This is a genomic window from Mesorhizobium sp. M0938 (assembly GCF_040319125.1).
Taxonomy (GTDB): Bacteria; Pseudomonadota; Alphaproteobacteria; order Rhizobiales; family Rhizobiaceae; genus Mesorhizobium; species Mesorhizobium robiniae.
Genome location: NZ_JAMYNS010000007.1, coordinates 210,253 through 235,012 on the forward strand (window position 1 = coordinate 210,253; position 24,760 = coordinate 235,012).

A 24,760-nucleotide genomic window follows, 5' to 3' on the forward strand; every position below is an offset into this window, starting at 1 on the left:
CTTGCAGTGCGTTTCAATATGTATATACATAATCACCGCCGATTGAAACGGAAAAGATGATGGCTGGAAAGAGCAAAGATCGGGCAGGGGAGGTTCGCCTCTGGCGCAATGCGCGCCTGGCGACCATGGCCGAACGTGCTGCCGGGCTGGGTATCGTCGAACACGGCGCGATCGCGGCACGCGATGGCGTGATCGTCTATGCCGGCCCGGAAGCCGACATGCCGGCTGCACTTTTTCAAGGCGCCGAGATTATCGATTGCGAAGGCCGTTGGATCACACCGGGCCTGATCGACTGCCACACTCATCTGGTCCATGCCGGCAACCGCGCCAACGAATTCGAGATGCGGCTGGCCGGCGCCACCTATGAAGAAGTAGCCAAGGCCGGCGGCGGCATCGTCTCGTCGGTCAAGGCGCTGCGCACTGCCAGCGAGCACGAACTGGTCGCCCAGTCGCTGCCGCGCCTCGACGCGCTGATTGCCGAAGGCGTCACCACGGTCGAGATCAAGTCGGGTTACGGGCTTGATCTCGAAAACGAGAAGAAATCGCTGCGTGCCGCGCGGCTCCTGGGCCAGCATCGTCCGGTAACGGTGAGGACGAGCTTCCTCGGCGCTCACGCGCTGCCGCCCGAGGCGAAAGGCGACAAAGACGCTTTTGTCGATCTGGTCGCAAACGAAATTCTTCCGGCGGTCGCCGCCGAGGGTTTGGCCGATGCCGTCGATGGGTTCTGCGAAGGCATCGCCTTTTCGCCCGAGCAGATTTCTCGGGTGTTCGATGCGGCGAAAGCAGCAGGCCTGCCGGTCAAGCTCCACGCCGATCAATTGTCCAATCTGCACGGCGCCGAACTCGCCGCGCGCTATGGCGCGCTGTCGGCAGACCATCTCGAATATACCGACGAGGCCGGTGCGGCGGTAATGGCCGCGGCTGGCACCGTGGCGACGATCCTGCCCGGTGCCTATTATTTCATTCGTGAGACCAAGAAACCGCCGATCGGCCTGTTCCGCCAGCATGGCGTCAAAATGGCGGTCGCCACCGACAACAATCCCGGCACTTCGCCGCTGACCTCGCTGCTGCTGACCATGAACATGGCGGCGACATTGTTTGGCCTGACGGTCGACGAATGCCTGGCCGGCGTGACCCGCGAGGCTGCCCGTGCGCTTGGGCTGCTCGGACAGACCGGCACGCTGGAAGCTGGCAAATCCGCCGACCTGGCGATCTGGAACATCGAGCGTCCGGCCGAGCTCGTCTACCGCATGGGCTTCAACCCGCTGCATGCCCGCATCTGGAGGGGACAATGACCGAACTCGTGCTGAAGCCTGGAAATGCGACGCTGGCCGACTGGCGCGAAATCTATCGCGGCGCCGTGCCGAAGCTGGATGCTGCTTGCCGTCCCGGGATCAAGGCCAGCGCCGAGGCGGTGGCGCGCATCGTTGCCAAGGGTGAGCCGGTCTATGGCATCAACACCGGCTTCGGCAAATTGGCCAGCGTCCGCATTCCCGCCGCCGACCTCGAGACCCTTCAACGCAACATCGTGCTGTCGCATGCCGCCGGCGTCGGCGAACCGATGCCGGTTGCAATCGTCCGGCTGATGATGGCGCTGAAGCTGGCCAGCCTGGCGCAGGGCGCCTCCGGCGTGCGGCCGCAGACTATCGAACTGCTGGAGGCGATGCTCGCCAACGACGTCATTCCGGTGGTGCCGGCGCAAGGCTCGGTCGGCGCCTCAGGCGACTTGGCGCCGCTGTCGCACATGACGGCTGTCATGATCGGCGTCGGCGAGTGTTTCACCCCGCATGGCCGCTTCCCGGCCAAGGTCGCTTTCGTCTCGCACGGACTGGAGCCGGTGACGCTCGGCGCCAAAGAAGGCCTGGCGCTGCTCAACGGCACGCAGTTCTCGACTGCCTATGCGTTGGCCGCCCTGTTCGATGCCGAAGTTCTCTATCAATCGGCGCTGGTTGCCGGCGCGCTGTCGACCGATGCTGCGAAAGGCTCCGACGCCCCATTCGATCCACGCATCCATCTCTTGAGAAAGCATCGCGGCCAGATCGAGACGGCAGAGGCGCTGCGCAATTTGATGGCCGGCAGCGCCATTCGTGAATCGCACCGGGTCGGCGACGAACGCGTGCAGGACCCGTATTGCTTGCGGTGCCAACCGCAGGTGATGGGCGCGGCGCTCAGCGTGCTGCGCCAGGCCGCCGACACGCTGGGCACCGAGGCCAACGGCGTCACCGACAATCCGCTGATCTTCGCCGAGGACGACACAGCGCTTTCCGGCGGCAATTTCCACGCCGAGCCGGTGGCCTTCGCCGCCGACATGATCGCGCTCGCCGTCTGCGAGATCGGCTCGTTGTCGGAACGGCGCGTCGCCATGCTGGTCGATCCGGCGCTGTCGGGCATGCCGGCTTTCCTGACGCCTAAGCCCGGCTTGAATTCCGGCTTCATGATCCCGCAGGTGACGGCGGCGGCACTCGTCTCGGAAAACAAGCAGAAGGCCTATCCGGCCAGCGTCGATTCAATCCCGACCTCCGCTAATCAGGAGGATCACGTCTCGATGGCGGCGCATGGCGCACGCCGGCTGATCGGCATGGTCGAGAATGCGACGGCCGTGATCGGTATCGAATTGCTGGCCGCGGCCCAGGGCTGCGATTTCCATGCGCCGCTGGTATCGAGCGATGCATTGGAGGCGGTGCGCAGGCTGGTCAGGGCCGAGGTACCGCATCTCGACAATGACCGGCATTTCCATCCCGACATGGAAAAGGCCATCGCCATGGTGCGCAGCGGCGCGGCGGTGAAGGCAGCAGGCGCGGTGGCGCTGCCGGGAATTTCTGGAGCAGCATGATGGACAGCTGGCTCACGGTCACCCGCGGCACTGCACCCCTGCTGGTTTCGATCCCGCATACCGGCATCGATCTCGCCGGTCTTGAGAACCGGCTGATCTCGCCCTGGCTCGGTCGGCGCGACTGCGACTGGTGGATCGACAAGCTTTATGACTTTGCCGAAGGCCTTGGCGCGACCGTCGTCCACACCGCCATCTCGCGCACCGTGATCGACGTCAACCGCGACCCGTCCGGCGCCTCGCTCTACCCCGGTCAGACGACCACCGGCCTGTGCCCGACCGAGACCTTCGACGGCGATCCGCTCTACCGCGAGGGCGAAGAGCCCGGACCTTCGGAAGTCGACCAACGCCGCGAAAAATACTTCATGCCTTATCATGCGGCCTTGCAGGCCGAGATCGACAGGTTGCGTGCCTTGCACCAGAAGATCGTGCTCTACGACTGCCATTCGATCCGCTCGGTGCTGCCGCGCCTGTTCGACGGCACGCTGCCGATGTTCAACCTTGGCACCAATGACGGCAAGAGCGCCGATCCGGCCCTGCAGGCGATGGTCGACGAGATCCTCGCCGGAACCGGCGAGACATACGTGGTGAATGGCCGCTTCAAGGGCGGTTGGATTACGCGCAATTTCGGCCAGCCTCAAAACAACGTCCATGCGCTGCAGATGGAACTCTCCAACCGCGGCTATATGCGCGAGCCCGAGGGCAAGGGGATGCCCGACAATTGGCCGGTGCCTTACGACCCCGCATTCGCCGCGCCGATCCGCGCCACGCTGAAGCGGATTCTGGAAGGCGCGATTGCCTGGGCCGGGCGCTGACGCACCTCCGCATAGCTCATTCGAAAGGAAAAGTGACGCCATGACCGATCCTCGTCATAACATCCGCGAAGTCCGCAGCCCACGCGGCACCGAGCTCAATGCCCGGACATGGCTGACGGAAGCGCCGCTGCGCATGCTGATGAACAACCTCGATCCCGATGTCGCCGAAAACCCAAATGAGCTGGTCGTCTATGGCGGCATCGGTCGAGCGGCACGCACCTGGAACGACTTTGATCGCATCGTCGCCTCGCTGAAGACGCTTGGAGATGACGAGACGCTGTTGGTGCAGTCCGGCAAGCCGGTCGGCGTGTTTCGCACGCACACCGATGCGCCGCGCGTGCTGATCGCCAATTCCAACCTCGTGCCGCATTGGGCGACATGGGAGAAATTCAACGAGCTCGATAAGAAGGGCCTGATGATGTACGGCCAGATGACGGCCGGCTCGTGGATCTACATCGGCACGCAAGGCATCGTGCAGGGCACCTACGAGACCTTCGTCGAGGCCGGCCGCCAGCATTATGGTGGCAATCTCAGGGGCAAATGGATCCTGACCGGCGGCCTCGGCGGCATGGGCGGCGCCCAACCGCTGGCCGCGGTCATGGCTGGTGCCTGCTGTCTGGCGATCGAGTGCGATCCCGACCGCATCGATTTCCGGCTGCGCACCCGCTATGTCGACGAACGCGCCGACACGCTCGACGAGGCGCTGGAAAAGATCGAGCGCTGGACCAGGGCCGGCGAGGCGAAATCGGTTGGCCTGGTCGGCAACACCGCCGACATCGTGCCGGAACTGGTGCGGCGCGGCGTGCGTCCCGACATGGTCACCGACCAGACGTCGGCGCATGATCCGCTCAACGGCTATCTGCCCAAGGGCTGGTCGCTCGCCGAATGGCGCGAGAAGCGCACCAGCGACCCGAAGGCGGTCGAAAAGGCGGCGCGCGCGTCGATGCGCGAACATGTCGAGGCCATGGTGGCGTTCTGGAATGCCGGCGTGCCGACGCTCGATTACGGCAACAACATCCGCCAGGTGGCGAAGGAGGAAGGGTTCGAGAACGCCTTTGCTTTCCCGGGTTTCGTGCCGGCCTATATCCGACCGCTGTTTTGCCGCGGCATCGGCCCGTTTCGTTGGGCAGCCCTCTCGGGCGATCCTGAGGACATCTACAAGACCGACGCCAAGGTGCGCGAACTGACGCCCGGCAACACCCACCTGCACAACTGGCTCGACATGGCGCGCGAACGCATCGCCTTCCAGGGTCTGCCGGCGCGCATCTGCTGGGTCGGTCTCGGCGACCGCCACCGACTGGGCCTCGCCTTCAATGAGATGGTGGCTAAGGGCGAGCTCAAGGCGCCGGTGGTCATCGGCCGCGATCATCTCGATTCCGGCTCGGTCGCCTCGCCGAACCGCGAGACGGAGGCGATGAAGGACGGCTCGGACGCCGTCTCCGACTGGCCGCTGCTTAATGCGCTGCTCAACACCGCCTCCGGCGCAACCTGGGTATCGCTGCATCATGGCGGCGGCGTCGGCATGGGCTTCTCGCAACATGCCGGCATGGTCATCGTCGCCGACGGCACTCGCGAAGCCGCCAAGCGCCTGGAACGGGTACTGTGGAACGACCCGGCGACCGGCGTCATGCGCCACGCCGACGCCGGCTATGATGTCGCCATCGACTGCGCCAGGGAGCACCAACTCAACCTGCCAGGCATTCTCGGCTGAGCCGCGCCTTGCACATCCTCCGGGCAGCGGAATACCGGTCCATGCCGTGGAAGAACGGCGGCGGGGTGACGACGGAGATCGCCGTCTCGCCGGCAGGTGCCGCGCTCGACGATTTCGACTGGCGCGTCTCCATGGCGCGCGTCGAAAGCGGCGGGCCGTTCTCCGGGTTTTCCGGAGTGGACCGAACCTTGGCCGTGCTGGAAGGCGAGGGGATTATCCTCGATATCGCCGGCCGCCCGGCTGCTGCGATGACCAGGGCTTCCGCCCCGCTTTCCTTTCCGGGCGACGTGCCGACGCAAGCGGCGCTGATCGCCGGTCCGATCACCGATCTCAACGTCATGACACGGCGCGGACGGATGGCCCACGCTGTCGAGCGCGTGGTGATCTCAGCTCCGATCGACGTCCATTCAGTGGCCGACGCGACCCTCATCCTGTGTTTTGACGGCGAGATCACAGTGGCCGGCGCGGCATCTGTCCGCATCGGGCCGCGCGACACATTATTGCTCGGGCCGGACGCCGTGAAATGGCGCCTGGAGCCTGCCCGAAAGGCAACGCTGTTCGTGATCAGGATCGAACGGGTTGCTGCAAACGATTAACGCCTGTTTCGAAACATGATCGCAGCACCGGCGAAATATGCCGTAAGCTCAAGCCCACATCACGAAAAAGCCCGAATCCTTCCGTCGATCGAGTCCCGACGGGAACGAGGGGGTGATCGTCTGAAAGTTGTGGTGCGAAAACAAACTTTCGGCCCGTGTTTCGATGCAACCAATTGCATTTGAATCGGTTTTAGGGACATTGCCGTGGCGGTGACGCCGCTATGCGTCCCCCCATGCGGAATTTTCAATGAATATACAGACAAGCCCTACCCAAATGGAAAAGACGAGCGCGAGCTTCCCGACCATCACGGAAGAGCCGATACGCTCCAATTTCCTGCCGGAAGAGCGCCTGCGCACGCTGGGCACAAGTCTCGCCAAGGGCGACGTCAAGGATCTGTTCGGCCTGGAGCCTTTCGATTTCCAGCCACGCATCCGCGACAGCGCCGCCAAGATCCTGGAAGTCTATCGCTCGACCAATGCCGCGCAGGCGAAGGGCGAGACGATCACGCCGGCGGCGCAATGGCTGCTCGACAACAACTATTTGGTCGAGGAAACCATCTTCCAGGTCAAGCGCGACCTGCCGCGCCGTTTCTATCGGCAGTTGCCGACCCTGAAGCTGTCCGACGGCGCCAGCGTGCCGCGCGCGCTTGCGCTGGCCTGGACCTATGTCGCGCATTCGGACAGTTCCGTCTCCGCCACCATGTTCAAGGCGATCGTCGAAGGCTTTCAATCCGTCGAGCCGCTGAAGATCGGCGAGCTTTGGGCCCTACCGTCGCTGCTGCGCTTCGTTCTGATCGAAAACCTTCGCCGGATCGCGGTCCGGGTCAATCGGACCCGGCAGATGCGCCAGATTGCCAACGAGGTTGCCGACCGCGTGCTGGCGATCGACGACAGCGCCGACCGTCAGGCGATCCTGTCGCACTATGTCCCCCATGCACAGGACACCACTTTTGCCACCCAATTGCTCTACCGCCTGCGCGACGGATCGCAGAATGCCGGCAGGGCGCTGGAATGGCTGGAGGGCGAGCTTGAAAAGTCCGGCTCCGATGCCGAGGAAATCATCATCAGCGAGCACCGCACGCTGTCCGGAGGCAATGTAACCACCGGCAACATCATCCGCGGCCTCAGACTCATCAACGATATCGACTGGACCGTCTGGTTCGAAGGCGTCAGCCGCATCGACACCCTGCTGCGCGAGCGCACCGATTTCGCCGCGCTCGATTTCTTCTCGCGCGACCAGTACCGGACTGCGATCGAGGAATTGGCCCGCCGCTCCGATCGTTCCGAATTCCGCGTCGCCGAAAAGGCGATCGAACTCGCCGGCCATGCCGCCGTCGCCGATACCACCGATGCCGGTCCGACCGCTCACACCGACGTCGGGTTCTTCCTGGTCGGCCCGCGCCGGCAGGAACTGGAAAAGGCGATCGGTTATCGGCCGACCGTCAGCGTCGCGACCAAGCGGGCGTTCGGCAAGACCGGATGGCTAGGCATTGTCGTGCCGGTGTTCGCGCTGACGGTCCTGCTTCTGGTCCTCTCCGGCAATGCCCTTGCCAGTCTCGGCCTCTCCGTGCCGTCGATCGTCTTGATGTTGGCGCTGTTTGCCGTGCCGGCCAGCGAAGGCGCGCTTGCCTTCTTCAACACCGTAGTGTCGTTGTTCCTGAAGCCGACTCGCCTCGTCGGCTACGACTACAGACGCGGCATGCCGCCAGAGGCCCGCACGCTGGTGGTTGTGCCGTCGCTGATCGGCTCGCGCGACGACGTCGAGGAAAACATCCGCAATATCGAAGTGCACCACTTGGCCAACACGGCGGACGAAATCCATTTCGCCCTGCTTTCCGACTGGCCGGACTCGAAAACCGAAATCGACGTGGCGGATATTGAGATCCTCCAATATGCTCGCGACGAGATCGCGCGGTTGAACGCCCGCTATCCCAGCGAAGGCGCGCCGCGTTTCTACGTCCTGCATCGCCGGCGGCTCTACAATGAATCCCAGGGCGCCTGGATGGGCTGGGAACGCAAGCGCGGTAAGCTGCACGAACTGAACCTTCTGCTGCGTGGTGACAGCGACACCACATTTCTGCCGCTGGATGTGCCATTGCCGGAAAACGTCGTCCATGTGATGACGCTGGACGCCGACACGCGCACCACCCGCGATGCCGTCGCCAGTTTGGCTGGCAAACTTTGTCATCCGCTCAACCGGCCGCATTTCGATGCGGCAAAGCGCGTCGTCACCGCGGGCTACACCATCCTGCAACCGCGCATCACCGCCTCACTGACCAGCGGCGACGACGCATCCTTCTTCCAGCGGGTCTTTTCCGCCAATCGCGGCCTTGATCCTTACGTCTTTGCCGTCTCGGATATTTACCAGGACGTCTTCGGCGATGGCTCCTTCACCGGCAAGGGCCTCTATCATGTCGACGCCTTCGAAGCGGCGCTGAAGGGCCGCATCGAAGAAAACACCATCCTCAGCCACGATCTGCTCGAAGGCGCCTTGGCACGCGCGGCGCTGGTCACGGACGTCGAACTGGTTGAAGACTACCCGACCCGCTATTCGGTCGATGCGTCGCGTCATCATCGCTGGGCACGCGGCGACTGGCAGCTTCTGGGCTTCCTTCTCGATCCGCGCTCCGGCGTGCCGGCGCTGTCGCGCTGGAAGATGGTCGACAATCTGCGCCGCTCGCTGACGCCGATCTTCTGGGTGATGGCGGCGATCGCCGGCTGGACGCTGCTGCCTTTCACGCAGGCGGCGCAATGGCAGGCGCTGCTGATCCTCACATTGTTCATGGCGCCGACGTTCGACATCGTTCACGCCATCTTGCCGAAAAGCGGCGACCAGACGCCGCGGGGCCATTTCTCGGCACTGGGGCGCGACGTTGTCTTCGGCACTGCCCTGGTGGCTCTGAAGATCGTGCTGATGGCGCATCTGGCCTGGATGATGGGCGACGCTGTCATCCGCACGCTCTACCGCCTGTTCGTCAGCCGGCAGAACCTGCTCGAATGGCGCACTGCCTCGCAGGCGCACAAGAACGGCGACAACGATCTCGGCTCCTATTACGGCATGATGTATGGCGCGGTGATTGTCGGTGTAGTCGGTCTTGCAATCCCGGTTCTGGCCGATTCCACCGGAGCTTTCGTCGCTTTCTTCTTCGCGCTGTTCTGGATCGGCTCGCCGGCCTTTGCCTTCTGGATCAGCCGCTCGGCCGAAACCGAGGACCGTTTGCGCATATCGGCGGCCGACATTCATGCCTTGCGAACGGTCGCCCGGCGCACATGGCATTATTTCGAGACCTTCGTAACGGCCGAGCACCACAATCTGCCGCCCGACAATTTCCAGGAAAGTCCGGCACCTGTCGTGGCGCCCCGCACCTCGCCGACCAATATCGGCGTCTATCTCCTGTCCGTGGTTTCGGCGCGCGATTTCGGCTGGATAAGCCTGTCCGACGCCGCCACCCGCATCGACGCCACGATGTCGACCATCGAGAGCATGCCGCGCGAGCGTGGCCATCTCTTCAACTGGTACGACACGACGACGCTGAAGCCGCTCTATCCGCTCTACATTTCGGCCGTCGACAGCGGCAATCTCGCCGGCCATCTGGTGGCGGTGGCGGCAGCCTGCGCCGAATGGGCGGAAGCGCCTGCAGTCCACCTTCAAGGCGACTTCGAAGGTATCCTCGATACGGTGACGATCCTCGACGAAAGCCTGGCCGAACTGCCTGACGACCGCCGCCAGTTGCGGCCGTTGCGCCAGCGGCTCGCTGATCGCCTCGACGGCATGCGGCGAGCGGTCGAATCGATCAAGGCACAGCCCGAGATGGCGTCGATCCGCACCATCAATCTCGCCGTTCTGGCAGGCGAGATTCGCAAACTCGCCATCGCCATCCATACCGAGGCCGCATCGACACAGAGCGACATCATCGCCGACTGGGCGGCGAGACTGGAGGCCACCTGCGAGGCGCATGTCCATGATGCGCATAGCGACGACAACGCCGTCGAAGCGTTGCGGGCCAAGCTTCTTTCGTTGCGCGAGCGCTCGCGCCGCTTCGCCTTCGAGATGGATTTCTCCTTCCTTATGCGGCAGGAGCGCAAGCTGCTGTCGATCGGCTACCGGGTCGAGGAGCATCAGCTCGACGAAAGCTGCTACGACCTCCTGGCTTCCGAGGCGCGGCTGACCAGCCTGTTCGCCATCGCCAAGGGCGATCTGCCGACGGAGCACTGGTTCCACCTCGGCCGGCCGATCGTCGAGATCGGATTCAAGGGCGCGCTGATGTCCTGGTCCGGCTCGATGTTCGAGTATCTGATGCCGCCGCTGGTGATGAAGGAGCCGCAAGGCTCGATCCTCAACCAGACCAGCAAGCTCATCATCAAGCGCCAGATCCAGTACGGCCGCTCGAAGAACGTGCCCTGGGGGATTTCGGAAGCGGCCTATAATGCCCGCGACCGCGAACTGACCTACCAGTACACCAATTTCGGCGTGCCTGGGCTCGGCTTGAAGCGGGGTCTTGGCCAGAACACGGTGATTGCGCCTTATGCGACCGTGCTGGCGGCGCAGTTCACCCCGCGTGAATCGGTGCAGAACCTGGCCAGGCTGAGGCAGATCGGCGCCCTTGGCCGGCACGGCTTCTACGATGCGGTCGATTTCACCCCGCAGCGGGTGCCGGAGGGCACCGACCATGTCGTCGTGCTGAACTACATGGCCCACCATTCCGGCATGTCGATCGCCGCCGTCGCCGACGCCATCTTCGAAGGGCGCCTGCGCGACCGCTTCCATAGCGATCCGGTGATCGAGTCGGCCGAATTGCTGCTGCAGGAAAGGGCGCCGCGCGACATCCCGACCGCTACCGTCAGGACCGAGGCCGACGAACGGTCGAAGGACGAAACGGAAATCGAGAGCCCGGATACGCGCATCGTGCTTAACCCGCTCAAGGCGCTGCGTTCGACCAGTGTCATGTCCAATGGCCGTTACTCGGTCATGGTCACTGCGACCGGCTCCGGCTATAGCCGCTGGGGCGAGCTTGCCGTCACGCGCTGGCAGCCGGATCCGACCGAGGATCGGCTTGGCTCCTATATCTTCCTGCGCGACGCCGGCACCGGCGACTGGTGGTCGGCCACATCAGAGCCGAAGCGTGCCACCGACGAACAGGTGCAAACGCTATTTTCTGATGACAAGGCGAGCTTCGTCAAATCGGTAGGATCACTGCGTTCGGAAGTCGAATGCATAGTCATCTCCGAAGGAAACGGCGAAGGCCGACGGGTGACGCTCTATAATGACGGCCCGGTCGACCGGCATATCGAGGTAACCTCCTTTGCCGAACTGGTGCTGGGTTCCGAGGCGTCCGACAATGCGCATCCGGCCTTCTCGAAAATGTTCGTGGAAACCGAAATCGCTGCGAATAATGCGGCGATCTTCGCCACAAGACGCAAGCGGGAAACGGATGAGCCCGATATCACCCTGGTGCATTTCGTTACCGACCCGTCTGGCTCGACGCGCGATGCCGAGGCCGAAACCGACCGGCGTGCCTTCATCGGCCGCGGCCGCACCATTGCCGACGCCGCCGCCTTCGATCCCGGCGCCAAGCTCGGCGGCCATTCCGGCTTCACGCTGGATCCGGTCGCCGCACTGCGCCGGCGGGTGCGCGTGCCGGCCAACAAGAAGATATCGCTGACCTTCTGGACGGCTGTCGGGGCCAACCGCGCCGAGCTGGAAGAAGCCATTGCGCGGCTTGATCATCCGGAAGCCTTCGCTCGCCAGGCGATGCTCGCCTGGACCCGCTCGCAGGTGCAGACCCGTCATCTCGGCCTCAGCCTTGCCGATGCCGCCAATGTGCAGAATCTGGCGCGCTACCTGATCTATCCTGATCCGTTCCTGCGCCTCCCGGCCGAATCGATCGCTTCCGGGCTCGGTAAGCAGTCGGGCCTGTGGCCGACCAGCATATCCGGCGACTTTCCGATTTTCCTGGTCAGGATCGGCGACGTCGCCGACCTTGAAATCGTCGCCCAGGCGCTCCGCTTCCAGGAATATATGCGCGCCCGCGGCATGATGATCGACTTCGTCGTCGTCAACGAGCAGGCTTCATCCTACGTGCAGGACCTGCAACGGGCGGTCGAGACACTGTGCGAGAACAGCCGCCTGCGCGGCAAGGAGCTCGGACCTCGCCAGCACATCTTCGCGGTCCGCCGCGACCTGATGGACGAGACGACCTACAAGACGCTGCTCGCCGTTGCCCGCGTCGTCCTGCACACGCGCAACGGCACCATCTTCGATCAGATCGAGCGCGCCGAGGCCGCGGCGCTGCAAGCGCGAGACGCCTTGCAGCCGGCGGCTGCACCAGCGCTTCGTGAACCGTCTCCGCCGGAGCCACAGGCGTGGGTTGCCCAAGCCTCGATCGAAGCCGGTGCCGACGGCAGCGGGCTCAACCAGTGGAACGGTTTTGGCGGCTTCGACGGCGATGGACGCCACTATGTCGTGCGTCTTGCCGGGCGGCGCACGACGCCGCAACCCTGGATCAACGTCGTCTCCAATGCGTCGTTCGGTTTCCACGTTTCGGCTGAAGGCGCTGCCTTCACCTGGAGCCGAAACAGCCGTGACTATCAACTGACGCCGTGGGCGAACGACCCGGTCACCAACCGGCCCGGCGAGGGCATTTATATCTACGATCACGCCAGCGGCCGCGCCTTCTCGCCGCTGGCCGCCGTGGTGCGCGATCCAGCCATGACCTACGAAACATGGCATGGGCAGGGCTTTTCGACCTTCCGTTCGAAGCGCGGGCCTCTATCGATGGATCTCACCCATGTGGTGGATCCTGTCGATCCGGTGAAAATCTCCCGATTGCGCATCCAGAACTCGGGTTCGGTGCCGGCGCGCCTGCGCGTCTACGCCTATGCGGAGTGGGTTCTTGGCAGCCATCGTTCGCGCACCGCGGCGACCATCGTTCCGTCCAGGGATGCCGCGACGGATGCATTGCTGGCGCAAAATCCCTACGGGCTCGACTTCAGCGAGCGGGTCGCCTTCCTGGCCGCCGACAGCGCGGCGGATTCGGTGACGGCCGACCGCGGCGAGTTCATCGGCCGGCACGGCACCAGCGAACTTCCGCATGCCGTGCTCAGCGGCGCCAGCCTGTCGGGCCGCGTCGAGGCCGGCGACGATCCTTGTGCTGCAATCGCTCGCGACATCGACATCCCTGCCGGAGGCGACGTGACGCTGCTCTGGCTGCTCGGCGATGCAGCCTCTGCCGAGGAAGCCAGCGCCTTGGTGCAGCAGCATCGCAGCAAGGATTTCGATCAGCGGCTGGCTGACAACGAACGCACGTGGCGCGGGTTTCTCGACACGATCCAAGTCGAGACGCCCGACAAGGCGCTCGACGCCCTGGTCAATCACTGGCTGCCCTATCAGAGCCTTGCGTGCCGCATCCGCGCCCGCTCCGCCTTTTACCAGGCGAGCGGCGCCTTCGGCTTCCGCGATCAGTTGCAGGACACGCTGGCCCTGCTTGTCCATGATCCGAAGCTGGCGCGCGACCAGATACTCAACGCGGCGCGGCGGCAATTCCCCGAAGGCGACGTGCAGCACTGGTGGCTGCCGCGCACCGACGCAGGTGTCCGCACCATGATTTCCGACGACGTGGTCTGGCTCGCCCACGCCACGGCACGCTACTTGCTGGTGACCGGCGACACCGCGATCCTCAGGGAACAACTGCCCTTTATCGACGGGCCGCCGCTGGAGGAAGGCGAGCACGACGCCTTCTTCACCCCGGAGATATCGAAGAAGACCGCTTCACTCTACGATCACTGCGCGCGCGCACTCGACCTTGCCATCGAGCGCAGCAGCCCCGCCGGGCTGCCGCTGATCCTTGGTGGCGACTGGAACGACGGCATGAACCGTGTCGGCGAGCACGGCAAGGGCGAGAGCGTCTGGCTGGGATGGTTCCTGCTGAAGACGCTGGGCGACTTTGCACCTATCGCCAAGGCGGAAGGCGACGCCAAACGCGCGCAAGCCTGGACCAAACACGCCGACGTGCTGAAGCGGGCGTTGGAAAGCACGGCCTGGGATGGTGAATGGTACCGTCGCGGCAGCTTCGACGACGGCACGCCGCTGGGGTCGCGTGCTTCGCAGGAGTGCAAGATCGACTCGATTGCCCAGTCGTGGAGCGTGCTGTCAGGGGAGGGCGATCCGGCGCGGTCGACGACAGCGATGCAGCAGGCGATGAAAATGCTCGTCGACGACGAGCTCAAGATCGTCAAGCTTTTCACCCCGCCCTTCTCCAAGACGGAACAGAACCCGGGCTACATCAAGAGCTACCCGCCGGGTGTTCGTGAAAACGGCGGCCAGTACACTCACGCAGCGACATGGTTCGTCATTGCGCTCGCCGAAATGGGGCGCACTGACGACGCATACCGCTGTTTCTCGATGCTCAATCCGGTCAATCATGCGCTCGATGAGGCGGCTGCCGAGCACTACCGCGTCGAGCCTTATGTCGTTGCGGCCGACGTCTACGCCGGACAAGGCAAGGGCGGCCGCGGCGGCTGGACCTGGTATACCGGATCGGCCGGCTGGCTTTATCGCGCGGCGGTCGAAGGCATTCTCGGCATCGAGCGCAGGGGACAGCGCATCCAGTTCAAGCCGAAACTCCCCAGCCATTGGGACGGCTATGCAGCAACGCTCAAGGTGCTGGGGGCCGAACTCAGGGTTCGCGTTGTCCGTGACGCCAAGGCCAAAGCCATCTCGCTTGAGGTGGATGGTAAAAAGACGAAGGCTTCGTCTTTCGAACCGAAAGCCGGCGACAAGGCCGAGGTGGTCGTCAGGATACCGGCTTAGTTTCAAGGATTTGGAGCGTCTTTACACGCCTTAGGGACGCGCGTTGGTTAAGGATGTTCTAGCAATTCTACCGCGCATCAGCTTTCCGAAAAGCCGATGCAGGCTGTAGAAACTCGTACCTAACCATTTGCTGATTAAAATTGCGGCAGTGCTTGGAGCCTGCCATGATTTTGCCGCAACGCTGACATTTTACCTTTTTTCTCAAACCGTTAGGTGATCACGACAGATTTCGCAGCGTCGCCATCTTTTGTTCGCGAATTGGGAACTGAAGGGGTAAACGAGCATTGTTTCGCGACACGTCAACAGGTACGAGTCAGAAATTGATGCAGTGCACAATAACAATTTGCCGGAGTAGCTGAAGTGTCCCTTCTGCAAATCTACTGGAGAGCGCTTGGTTATCTCGCTGCCGACAGGAAACGCGTGGCGTTTATCTGCGGGGCGAATGTCGCGCTTGCCATTATCGCCATCCTTGAGCCGATCATGTTCGGACGGGTGATCGATGCTATTTCGGACGGTGGCTCGGTTTTTTCGACGCTCGCCGTGTGGGCCGGTATCGGCGTCTTCAACGTCGTCGCCTTTGTTCTGGTGGCGCGCGGCGCCGACCGCTTTGCCCATGCACGCCGCAGCGAGGTTCTATGCCAGTCGTTCGAGCGCGTGATCACCATGCCGCTTGCTTGGCATCATCAGCGCGGCACCTCCAATTCGCTGCATACGCTTCTGCGCGCGGTCGAAACCTTGTTCAGCCTCTGGCTCGAGTTCATGAGGCAGCATCTGTCCACTGTCGTCGCGCTGGTTCTGCTGGTGCCGACGGCGCTCAGCATGGATGTTCGCATGTCGATGGTCCTGCTGGCGCTCGGCGCGCTTTACGTCGGAATCGGGCGGCTGGTGATGCGTCGTACCAGGGAAGGCCAAGCGTCCGTGGAGCGGCACTTCCACAAGGTGTTCGCGCATGTGAGTGACTCGGTCAGTAATGTCGCCGTGCTGCAGAGCTACAATCGCATCGGCCACGAGACCGACGCCTTGAAGCGCTATGTCAAGAATCTGCTTGATGCCCAGTATCCGGTGCTCGATTGGTGGGCATTGGCCAACGCCCTGCACCGCCTGTCCTCGACCATTTCGATGATGATCGTGCTGTTGATCGGCTCCTATCTGGTCATGCATGGCCAATTGCGTATCGGTGACGTCATCGCCTTTACCGGCTTTGCCACGCTGCTGATCGCCCGGCTCGACCAGATGTCGGCCTTTGCCAACCAGATCTCGGAAGCCAGGGCCAAGCTCGAGGAATTTTATCGCCTTGAAGACTCCGCGGCCGACGCCGCCGAGCCGGACGGGTTGCGTGACCTCGGCAATGTCACCGGTCATGTACGTTTTGAGAACGTCAGCTTCGAATTCGCCAATTCGGGCCAGGGCGTGCACGACGTGTCATTCGAGGTCCATGCCGGCCAGACGGTGGCCATCGTCGGTCCGACGGGCGCAGGCAAGACCACGCTCATCAATCTTTTGCAGCGCGTCTTTGCGCCGTCCAGCGGCCGTATCCTGATCGATGGCATCGATACCCGCACAGTGACCCGCAAGTCGCTGCGCCATTCGATCGCCACCGTGTTCCAGGATGCGGGCCTGCTCAACCGCTCCATCGAGGACAATATTCGTGTCGGGCGCGCCGAGGCGACCTATGATGAGGTCCACGCCGCCGCCAACGCCGCGGCCGCCCAGGATTTCATCCTGTCGAAGAGCAACGGCTACGACACGGTCGTCGGCGAACGCGGCGGACAGCTTTCAGGCGGCGAGCGCCAGCGTATCGCGATCGCGCGCGCCGTACTCAAGGACGCGCCCATCCTGGTGCTCGACGAAGCGACCAGCGCGCTCGATGTCGAGACGGAAGACCGCGTTAAGGAAGCGATCGACGAATTGCGGCGCGGCCGCACCACCTTCATCATCGCCCACCGCCTGACCACGGTTCGAGATGCCGATCTGGTCGTGTTCATGGACAAGGGCAAGGTGGTCGAAATGGGCGGCTTCGCCGAACTGTCGATGCGCAATGGCCGCTTCGCCAGCCTGCTGCGCGCCGGCGGCCTGCTCAACGACGAGGAAGTCCGCCGCCTCAGCCGCACCATCACGGGCGAGGCCGCCTGAGGCTTTCCCTTCTCCCGTGAGAAGAAGGGAAAGCCTCGCCTGCGACACCACCACTCGATTGCCCCAAACGCATCGTCGGTTTATGTAAAGCCGCATGAGTGACCTGACTTCACGCCTCAGCGGCTGGATGGATTTCGCCAACCCGACGCGGTTTGTCGGGCTGGCTGACAGGCTGGTGCCGTGGCTGGCGACCACCGCTACGCTTCTCCTGGCCACCGGGCTCTATATGAGCTTCACGGCGCCGGAGGATTTCCAGCAGGGCGTGACCGTGCGCATCATGTATATCCATGTGCCCTTCGCCTGGCTGGCCATGATGTGTTTCACGCTGATGGCGGGTTCCGCGTTGGGCACGCTGGTATGGCGCCATCCGCTGGCCGATGTCGCGCTGAAATCCGCGGCACCCATCGGCGCCGTCTTTACGGCACTCGCACTGATCACCGGTTCGATCTGGGGCAAGCCGATGTGGGGCACCTGGTGGGTGTGGGATGCGCGGCTGACTTCGGTCTTCGTGCTGTTTCTGATGTATCTCGGCATCATCGCGCTGACGCGGGCACTCGACGATGCGGCGCGTGCCGCCTGGGCCGCCGCAATCATCACCCTGGTCGGCTTCATCAACGTCCCGATCATCAAATTCTCGGTCGACTGGTGGAACACACTGCACCAGCCGGCTTCGGTGTTCCGGCTCGGCGGGCCGACCATCGATCCCAGCCTGTTGCGACCGTTGCTGGTGATGGCTGTGGGCTTCACCGTGTTGTTCCTCGCACTGCATCTGATGGCGATGCGCACGGAAATCCTGCGTCGTCGCGTCATCTCCATGCGACGTATTGCGGCGAGACAGGCTAACTGAATTCCGTCGAGCTCGTTGCCGCCAGCGTTTAGGAAGTTAAAGCGCTACCCCATGCGGCCGCGCGCTGCCACCGGCAGCGTCTCCAGCACCTTGTCGCCGTCGATCAGATGCACCTCGTCGAACAGGTTGGTGACGACGCAGCAATGGTCTGGCACGACGCGCACGCGCTCGCCGATGCGAAGTTTTGTTTCGCCTGAAAGCGTGACAGTGCCATGCTCTTCGCTGAGGCCGGTCACCCTGGCGCCGGGAATACCCAGCAATTCGCCGAAATCGGCAAGCCCCAGTGTGTCGCTGGACAAGGCCTTGCTACCGGCGTCGAGGATGGCGCGCTCCTGTGTCGGATGGCTGACCACGGTCGACAGCACCGTCAGCGCGCAATCGTCGAGGCTTCCGACGCCTTTGGCGACCTGGTAGCGATCGAGATAGATATAGGTGCCGGGGCGGTATTCGGTGACGACGCTGTCCTCGCCCGAGCGCCACATATCCGGCGTGCCGCCGCTGGAGATGCGCTCGCAGGCAAGGCCGGATGCGGCGAGCGCCTGACGCGCCTCAGCGAGCCACGTCTCGGCCTCGGCAGCGCGGCCTGCCGCCGGATAGGTCATCAGCCCGCCGAAGGCGAGCCCCTTGGCCTTGTCGATCTCTCTGGCCAATGCGACCGCCTCGCTGGCCGACTGGACGCCGCAGCGGCCCATGCCGGTATCGCATTCCACCAGCACCTGTAGCGGCTGGCCTGGATCGGTGAAGGTTGCGCCGAGCCCGGCAAGCGTTTCCACGCTGTCTGATGTCACCGACAGGGTCACACGGCCATGCAGCGCCTTGAGGCGCTCCAGCTTGGCCTTGCCCAGAATGTTGTAAGGGAGAAAAATGTCGGCGAGACCGGCATCAGCCATCACCTCGGCTTCGCCGATCTTTTGGCAGGTGATGCCGATGGCGCCCGCAGCGATCTGCTTCTTGGCCCAGTAAGGCAGTTTGTGGGTCTTGATGTGCGGCCTGAGCTTCAGCCCGTGGCGGTTGGCATGGGCCTGCGCCCGCGCGATATTGGCTTCGGCGCGGTCGATATCGATCAGGATCGCCGGCGTATCGAGGTCGTCTATGCTCAGCATGGATTGTCACCTTGGGATTTGCCTGGACTTATGGCCTTGATCGAACCGGATGTCATGAGGCCAGCATGCGCTTTACGTCGACACCGGAGCGGTGTTCGGTTATGCGCTGTAGGCGCCGCCTGAAGAAGGATCACGACCATGAAACGTTCCACCGTCAACGACATCATCCGCGATGCCGATACCTTCATCCGCTCATTCGGCTACATCATGCCGCCCTTCGCCTATTGGTCGCCGGAAGAGATGAAGGCACGCCGGCAGGATTCGTCGGCCATCTTTTCCTCCCGGCTTGGCTGGGACATCACCGATTATGGCCAGGGCAAGTTCAGCGAACTCGGCCTCTTCCTGTTCACCGTTCGCAATGGCCGCTATGAGGACATGAAGAAGGGCATGGGCATGCTCTATGCCGAGAAGATCATGATCTCGCGCAAGGATCAGCTGTCGCCGATGCACCGCCACAACATCAAGGCCGAAGACATCATCAACCGTGGTGGTGGCAGGCTGGTGCTGGAACTGTTCATGCACGATCGCGATGGCGGCATCGATCCGAGGGCCGAGGTATCGGTGCCTGTCGACGGAACCATCCACAGGCTGCCGGCGGGCGGGCTGTTGAAGCTCGACCCCGGCCAGAGCGTCACGCTGCTGCCGGGCGTCTGGCATGCCTTCTGGGCCGAGGGCAAGGATGTGCTGATCGGCGAAGTGTCGACCGTCAACGACGATCTGACCGACAATGTCTTTCGCGAACCGATCGGCCGCTTCGCCGACATCGACGAGGACGTCGCGCCGCTGCACCTGCTGGTGTCCGACTATGAGAAGTGGGTGGGATAGCTTTTCCCAATGGCGGGCGCGCCGCACTTGATCTGGCCCCCACTACCACATCATGAAGGACGCGACATCGGTGTCCGAGACCTTGCCGGCGCTGACATCGGCGATCGCCTGGTCGACGATCGCCACGCCCTCGGCGGCTTCCTCCTCGGTCAGCGTCAGCGGCGGCATGAATTCGAGCACATTGGCCTTCAGCCCGACATAGGTGAAGGCCACGCCCAGCTCGTAGCCGCGATAGATGATCTTGGCCGTTGTCGTCGCCGCGACGGGCTCGCGCGTCTTGCGGTCCTTGACCAGGTCGACGCCGACGGCAAGGCCGCGCCCACGCACGTCGCCGATGATCTCGTGTTTTGCGGCGAGCGTTTTGAGCGCGTCCGAGAACAGCGCGCCGACGCGCGCCGAACGCTCGACCAACTCCTCGCTTTCGATCGTTTTAAGCACCGCATTGCCGGCTGATGTCGCCACGGGGTTGCCGGCCGTGGTCTGCAGCGCGAAGGCCGGAGCGTGATCCATGATCTCCTTCGAGCCGATGACAGCCGACAGCGGCAGGCCGCCGCCGATGCCTTTGCCGAAGACGACGAGGTCCGGCGTCAGGCCCTCATGCTGGAAGCAATGCATCAAGCCGGTGCGCGCCAATCCGACCTTGACCTCGTCGACGACGATCCTGATGCCATGCCTTCGGCAGCGCTCTTCAAGCGCCTTGAGGAAGCTGGGCGGCGGCACGATCAGCCCGCCATCCGACATCAGCGGCTCGATGAACACGGCCGCGACCTGATGCGGCGGGCAGGTGGTCTCGAACTGATAATCGAGGAGGGCCAGAACCTCCTCGGCGCTGAATTGCGGCCGGTAGGGATCGGGGTAGGGGAGCAACAGCACGCCAGGCCGCGGCAGCGTATGGGTCATGGCGGTATGGCCGCTGATGCCCATCGATCCGGAGAGGTTGCCGTGATAGGAGCCGATGAAGGAGATGAAGCGGGAGCGGCCGGTTGCGGCCTGAAGCACGCGCACTGCGCAGTCGTTAGCGTCCGAGCCGGAATGGCCGAACCAGACACGGCGCTCGCCATTGCCGGGCGTGATCGCCAGCAAGCGCTCGGCCAACGACACGGCCGGCTCGTTCGGATAGAGCAAGAGACTGGCGCCGGCCATGTCGCGGATCGAGGCTTCGACCGCCTCGACGATCGCCGGGTGGCCGTAGCCGAGAATGGCCGGACCGGCCGACCCGGACAGGTCGAGCAGCGAGCGGCCGCCTTCCTCGATCAGCCGGTTACCTTGGCCGCCGACGACGCTCAGCGGCGAGAAACGCAGCTTGCCGATTTGGGCGATGGTTGCCGCGTCGCGCTCGCGCAGGCTGAGATTGCTCATGACGCCTTCTCCCTCTGCATGGGCAAGGCGGCGGCCAGGCGGTTCGCCCATGCCTCGATGCCGGCGCGGCTCGCCAACAGGTCCTGCCGGATCTCGATGAGTACGGCGGCAATGCCGCGATCGTCGCCATGGATGGGCACGGCGTAGTCGGCATCGCGGCTGATCACGTAAGGCACATTCGCCGCTACGTTGAGAGCTGTGTCGTTGCGCAGGCTGATGAGGATCGTTTCACCGAAATCGCTGGCGCGATCGTAAAGCACGCCGGCATGCCAGGGCCTGGGAACCCCGAGGAAGACCGGCGTGAAGCTGTGGATCGTCGCGATCCGCGTCGGCCTGCCGTCCTTCGCCCGAAGGTCGAGATGGGCGGCCACCCGCTCATGGAAAGGCGCGAACATGATTTCGGCGCGACGTGCCCGCTCGGACGGATCGAGCCCGATATTGCCGGGAATATCGGTGTCTTCGGAGAGCACCGGAATGCTGCCATTGGTGCCCAGCGGCCGGTTAAGGTCGATCAGCAGCCGCGAATAGCCGCTGAGGAAGGCCGGCGCATCGAGCAGCACCGACAGACGGCGCGTCACTTCGGCAGCGCCGATATCCCAGGCGATGTGGCGTTGCAGATGGCCGATATCGAGCCCCAGCTGTCCATACTCCGCCGGAATGTGATTGGACGCATGCTCGCACAACAGCACGATATCGGAGCGCCCATTCTCGTTGAGCACGTCGACGGCGGCCGGCCACTCTTTTCCAGGCTGGTTGGCATTTGCAGGCTGGGTAGCCATCAATAAAGCGTCCGGTAGAGGTCGCAGACAGCCACCGGGTCGAGGCCGGCGAGGCGCTCGGTTTCATGCCGCTTGAGCCCGAGAAAGGTCTCGACGAACACTGGTGCGAACCATCCGGTAACGGTGCTGTCGGCGGCGAGCGCGTCGAGCGCCGCCGACAGAGTTTCCGGCAGGCGTACGAGGCCGAGCTTCTTGCGCTCCGCCTCGCTCATCAGCGTCGGGTCGCCAGTGACCAGCGGCGGCGTCGGCAGCTTGGCCTTCAGCCCTTCCAGGCCGGCCCGAATGATCGCCGCCAGTGACAGATAGGGATTGCCGGTGGCGTCGGCGGCCCGGTATTCGATGTTGTATTGCCGTGCCGGGTCGCGCCCGCCGATTGTCACCGTCGGGCAGATGCGTAAGGACGCCTCGCGGTCGCGATCGGCAAGCCAGGTGTAGGAAGAGCTCCAGCTATGCGGCTTCAGCCGGTAATAGGACGACACGCTCGCCGCCGTCATGGCGGTGATACCAGGCAGATGGCGAAGCACCCCGGCGCAGAAGGCGCCGGCCTGGCTGGAAAGACCGCCCGGTCGTGCTGGATCGTAGGTCGCCGGCTTGCCGGCCGCATCGACGAAGCTGAAATGGATGTGGAGGCCGTTGCCGACGGCGTCAGGAGCGGCTTTCGGCGTGAAGCTGGCGCGCCAGCCGGCATTGCGCGCGACTTCGCGGGTGATTTCGCGGATGGCGACGGCGCGGTCGGCCGCGGCAAGCGCATCGGCCGGCTCGTGCGTCACCTCAAACTGCTCGTTGCCGAACTCGGCGATCACCACTTCTGGCGCGACGCCCGCTTCTTCCAGCGCCGCCATCAGATTGGGCGCGAACGGGTCGGTCCGCCGCAGCGCCTGGAACGACAGCGAATGCCCCGGCACAAAGTCGCCCTCGATGTGGAATTCATGTTCGAAGGCGGCGATGACGGAAAGCCCGGTTGCCGCCTTCAGCTCCGCCAGCGCATCGCTGAGCATGGTTCGCGTGCAACCCACCCACGGGCTGCCGTCGAGTTCGACGATGTTGCCGGCGACCATGTCGAACGGCGTCGCCGATCCGGTCAACGCCGTGCGAAAACGGGCGTTGAGGTCAGGCACCAGCCGCACATCGCCGGACGAACCCCAGGGGTTGGGATCGACGATGGAATTGAACGGCGTCAGCGACAGATTGGCCTGTAGCCAGCCGACGCCGGTGGCGGCGATCTTCTGCAGCTTGCTTTCGACGACCGAGCGGCCGCGCGTGATCGCGGACAGATCGGTGGTGACGACGGCAACGAGCGATTCGACTGTCGATGTCATGCAGCTTTTCCCAAGGCTTCGAAGCGGGCGACGACCTCGTCCGTGTCTGTGACCCAGCAGTATCCACCGAAGGCCTTGAGCGCGATGTCGTGGCGTTCCTGCGTCGCCGCGGCGCAGGCATCCGACACGCAGGTGACGAGATAACCGCGGTCGGCGCCGTCGCGCACCGTCATGTCGACGCACTGGTCGGTCATGATGCCGACTACGACGAGGTAGCGCACGCCAAGGTTCTTCAGGACGTAGTCGACATTGGTCGAATTGAAGATGCCGGACGACGTCTTCGGCAGCATGATCTCGTCGCCGACCGGCGCCAGCGACGGCACCGGCAGGCCTTCCGGTAGGCTGGGAGCGATATGGATCGGCGTCAGCTTGTGGTCGAGCGAGCGGTCGCGGCCGTCTTCCGTCAGGCTCTGGATGATGGTGTGGATGACCTCGACGCCGTTGGCGCGGGCTGCCGCCAAAAGGCGCTCCTGATTGGGGATCGTCTGCGACGATGTCTGCCTGTAGAAATGATGCTCAGGGCCGCGTTCGGGGTGCCCCGGGTCGGCGCCGGGCTCCAGCCAGACACGTTGCATGTCGACCAGAAGCAGCGCGGTTTCGCCGGCCCGGAACTGCTCGTTTCGTTTTGGCAATATCTGCGTCATGCTTTCTGGTCCTGCTTCGCTGACTTGGATTGGACTGATTTGGATTGGGCTGATTTGGGACCGGGCATTCTGCGCGCTCCGGTTTCTTCGGGGCCGGCACTGTCGAGGGTCACGGCATTCGCATGCCGCACCTCCTCCAGCCTTTCGATACGCTCGCGGGCGCCATCGCTCAGCGTGGAAACGATGTGGGCGACCAGCGCCTCCATCTGTGCGATCGCCGGCGCCAGTGTGTCGTAGGGGGAGGCGACTTCCAGCGGGCTGATGATGGTGACCTCGGCGAGATCGGCGATCGGCGACAGCCACTGGTCGGTGAACAGCACGATGCGCACGTCGCGCGCCGCCGCCTGCCTGGTGTAGTCGATGACATCGAACTGGTAGCGGCGATAATCGAAGACGACGAGCACGTCGCGGCGGCCGAGATCGGCCAGCGTGTCGAATGCCTGTGCCGACAACGTGCCGAGGTCGCGCACCTCAGGCCTGAACTGCAGCATGTAGCCGGCGAACATGCTGGCGATGTGGCGGCTGAAACGGCCGCCGAGCATGACCACCTCGCCCTTGGTCTCCATCAGCAAACGGGCGGCGCGCTCATAGCTCTGCAACGGCGTCAGGCTGATAGACTTCTCGAGCGCCGCGCCGACGGAGCCGAGGTAGGCGAGGATGGCGCTATCTTCCGCGGCTGTCGGCCGCTTGGCCTCCATCATCAGCAGCGGCGAATGCAGCCTGGCCTCGACCTCAGCCAGAAGCTTGGCCTGGAAGTCCGGAAAGCCATCATAGCCGAGCTTCACCACCAGCCTGACCACGGTCGGGTCGCTGACGCCGGCGCGCCGGGCGAGTGATGAAGCGGTGCCGAGGCCGGAGGTCGGATAGTCGGTCAGAAGCAGCCGGACGATCTTTTCCTCCGACGGCGTCAACGCAAGATCCCCGCGCATCAGAACGTCGCGTATCGCCATTGGCCTCCCCGAAATCCGTGTTCTCTCGTTGTGTGGAGTT

15 protein-coding genes are annotated in these 24,760 nt (G+C 63.8%); 9 read left to right on the top strand and 6 right to left on the bottom strand.

What is annotated here, in order from left to right; translation table 11 throughout:
- The first annotated feature begins 59 nt into the window (after nucleotides 1–59).
- The 8 genes from hutI (at nucleotide 60) to NKH73_RS15140 (ending at nucleotide 17,741) form a co-directional block, all read left to right on the top strand.
- Nucleotides 60–1,295 carry an imidazolonepropionase gene (hutI, locus tag NKH73_RS15105; RefSeq protein ID WP_352932754.1) on the top strand — a complete coding sequence of 412 codons (1,236 nt, stop codon included), beginning with the start codon at nucleotides 60–62 and terminating at the stop codon, nucleotides 1,293–1,295.
- Nucleotides 1,292–2,833 carry a histidine ammonia-lyase gene (gene hutH / locus NKH73_RS15110; protein ID WP_352932757.1) on the top strand — a complete coding sequence of 514 codons (1,542 nt, stop codon included), beginning with the start codon at nucleotides 1,292–1,294 and terminating at the stop codon, nucleotides 2,831–2,833. Before hutI ends, hutH begins: the two co-directional genes overlap by 4 nt.
- Nucleotides 2,830–3,645, top strand: coding sequence for an N-formylglutamate deformylase (gene hutG, locus NKH73_RS15115; protein WP_352932760.1), 816 nt, complete (start codon nucleotides 2,830–2,832; stop codon nucleotides 3,643–3,645). The genes hutH and hutG overlap by 4 nt, the downstream gene beginning before the upstream one ends.
- A 40-nt stretch (nucleotides 3,646–3,685) precedes the next feature.
- Nucleotides 3,686–5,356: a urocanate hydratase gene (hutU, locus tag NKH73_RS15120; protein WP_352932762.1), complete on the top strand. Its 1,671-nt coding sequence runs from the start codon at nucleotides 3,686–3,688 to the stop codon at nucleotides 5,354–5,356.
- A gap of 8 nt (nucleotides 5,357–5,364) precedes the next feature.
- On the top strand, nucleotides 5,365–5,952 hold the full coding sequence (locus tag NKH73_RS15125) for a HutD/Ves family protein (RefSeq protein WP_352932764.1): 588 nt from the start codon (nucleotides 5,365–5,367) through the stop codon (nucleotides 5,950–5,952).
- Nucleotides 5,953–6,199: 247 nt separating this feature from the next.
- Nucleotides 6,200–14,761, top strand: coding sequence for a glycoside hydrolase family 94 protein (locus NKH73_RS15130; protein WP_352932767.1), 8,562 nt, complete (start codon nucleotides 6,200–6,202; stop codon nucleotides 14,759–14,761).
- Between the two features lie 360 nt (nucleotides 14,762–15,121).
- Nucleotides 15,122–16,894, top strand: a complete 1,773-nt coding sequence (locus NKH73_RS15135) for a glucan ABC transporter ATP-binding protein/ permease (protein WP_352932770.1) — start codon at nucleotides 15,122–15,124, stop codon at nucleotides 16,892–16,894.
- 94 nt (nucleotides 16,895–16,988) lie between these two features.
- Nucleotides 16,989–17,741 (top strand): heme ABC transporter permease, encoded by a 753-nt coding sequence (locus tag NKH73_RS15140; RefSeq protein WP_352932773.1) that lies wholly within the window; start codon nucleotides 16,989–16,991, stop codon nucleotides 17,739–17,741.
- Between the two features lie 44 nt (nucleotides 17,742–17,785).
- Here NKH73_RS15140 and NKH73_RS15145 read toward each other — a convergent pair whose 3' ends face one another.
- Nucleotides 17,786–18,844, bottom strand: coding sequence for a D-TA family PLP-dependent enzyme (locus NKH73_RS15145; protein ID WP_352932776.1), 1,059 nt, complete (start codon nucleotides 18,842–18,844; stop codon nucleotides 17,786–17,788).
- A 138-nt stretch (nucleotides 18,845–18,982) separates the two neighbouring features.
- On the opposite strand from NKH73_RS15145, the gene NKH73_RS15150 reads away from it, so the two are divergent.
- Nucleotides 18,983–19,669 (top strand): D-lyxose/D-mannose family sugar isomerase, encoded by a 687-nt coding sequence (locus tag NKH73_RS15150; RefSeq protein ID WP_352932779.1) that lies wholly within the window; start codon nucleotides 18,983–18,985, stop codon nucleotides 19,667–19,669.
- A gap of 42 nt (nucleotides 19,670–19,711) precedes the next feature.
- Here the strand turns inward: NKH73_RS15150 and NKH73_RS15155 are convergent, their stop codons facing one another.
- From NKH73_RS15155 to NKH73_RS15175, 5 genes are read right to left on the bottom strand one after another with little or no spacing between them, the layout of a single operon-like run.
- On the bottom strand, nucleotides 19,712–21,028 hold the full coding sequence (locus NKH73_RS15155) for an aspartate aminotransferase family protein (protein ID WP_352932782.1): 1,317 nt from the start codon (nucleotides 21,026–21,028) through the stop codon (nucleotides 19,712–19,714).
- Complete coding sequence (locus NKH73_RS15160) at nucleotides 21,025–21,807, bottom strand: N-formylglutamate amidohydrolase (protein WP_352932785.1); 783 nt, start codon at nucleotides 21,805–21,807, stop codon at nucleotides 21,025–21,027. The genes NKH73_RS15155 and NKH73_RS15160 overlap by 4 nt, the downstream gene beginning before the upstream one ends.
- On the bottom strand, nucleotides 21,807–23,126 hold the full coding sequence (locus NKH73_RS15165; RefSeq protein ID WP_352932787.1) for a type I glutamate--ammonia ligase: 1,320 nt from the start codon (nucleotides 23,124–23,126) through the stop codon (nucleotides 21,807–21,809). Before NKH73_RS15165 ends, NKH73_RS15160 begins: the two co-directional genes overlap by 1 nt.
- The gene (locus NKH73_RS15170) at nucleotides 23,123–23,770 is read right to left on the bottom strand and encodes a cysteine hydrolase family protein (RefSeq protein WP_352932790.1); all 648 of its coding nucleotides are present in this window, start codon (nucleotides 23,768–23,770) and stop codon (nucleotides 23,123–23,125) included. Before NKH73_RS15170 ends, NKH73_RS15165 begins: the two co-directional genes overlap by 4 nt.
- Nucleotides 23,767–24,720, bottom strand: coding sequence for a MurR/RpiR family transcriptional regulator (locus tag NKH73_RS15175; RefSeq protein ID WP_352932793.1), 954 nt, complete (start codon nucleotides 24,718–24,720; stop codon nucleotides 23,767–23,769). Before NKH73_RS15175 ends, NKH73_RS15170 begins: the two co-directional genes overlap by 4 nt.
- Nucleotides 24,721–24,760: the final 40 nt, after the last annotated feature.

Bases quoted from the DNA above. Each gene is read 5' to 3' on its own strand.
- NKH73_RS15150 (WP_352932779.1), top strand. From the start codon at position 18,983: ATGAAACGTTCCACCGTCAACGACATCATCCGCGATGCCGATACCTTC.
- NKH73_RS15160 (WP_352932785.1), bottom strand. From the start codon at position 21,807: ATGGCTACCCAGCCTGCAAATGCCAACCAGCCTGGAAAAGAGTGGCCG.
- NKH73_RS15130 (WP_352932767.1), top strand. From the start codon at position 6,200: ATGAATATACAGACAAGCCCTACCCAAATGGAAAAGACGAGCGCGAGC.
- NKH73_RS15170 (WP_352932790.1), bottom strand. From the start codon at position 23,770: ATGACGCAGATATTGCCAAAACGAAACGAGCAGTTCCGGGCCGGCGAA.
- NKH73_RS15165 (WP_352932787.1), bottom strand. From the start codon at position 23,126: ATGACATCGACAGTCGAATCGCTCGTTGCCGTCGTCACCACCGATCTG.
- hutG (WP_352932760.1), top strand. From the start codon at position 2,830: ATGATGGACAGCTGGCTCACGGTCACCCGCGGCACTGCACCCCTGCTG.
- hutI (WP_352932754.1), top strand. From the start codon at position 60: ATGGCTGGAAAGAGCAAAGATCGGGCAGGGGAGGTTCGCCTCTGGCGC.
- NKH73_RS15145 (WP_352932776.1), bottom strand. From the start codon at position 18,844: ATGCTGAGCATAGACGACCTCGATACGCCGGCGATCCTGATCGATATC.
- NKH73_RS15175 (WP_352932793.1), bottom strand. From the start codon at position 24,720: ATGGCGATACGCGACGTTCTGATGCGCGGGGATCTTGCGTTGACGCCG.
- NKH73_RS15140 (WP_352932773.1), top strand. From the start codon at position 16,989: ATGAGTGACCTGACTTCACGCCTCAGCGGCTGGATGGATTTCGCCAAC.
- hutH (WP_352932757.1), top strand. From the start codon at position 1,292: ATGACCGAACTCGTGCTGAAGCCTGGAAATGCGACGCTGGCCGACTGG.
- hutU (WP_352932762.1), top strand. From the start codon at position 3,686: ATGACCGATCCTCGTCATAACATCCGCGAAGTCCGCAGCCCACGCGGC.
- NKH73_RS15155 (WP_352932782.1), bottom strand. From the start codon at position 21,028: ATGAGCAATCTCAGCCTGCGCGAGCGCGACGCGGCAACCATCGCCCAA.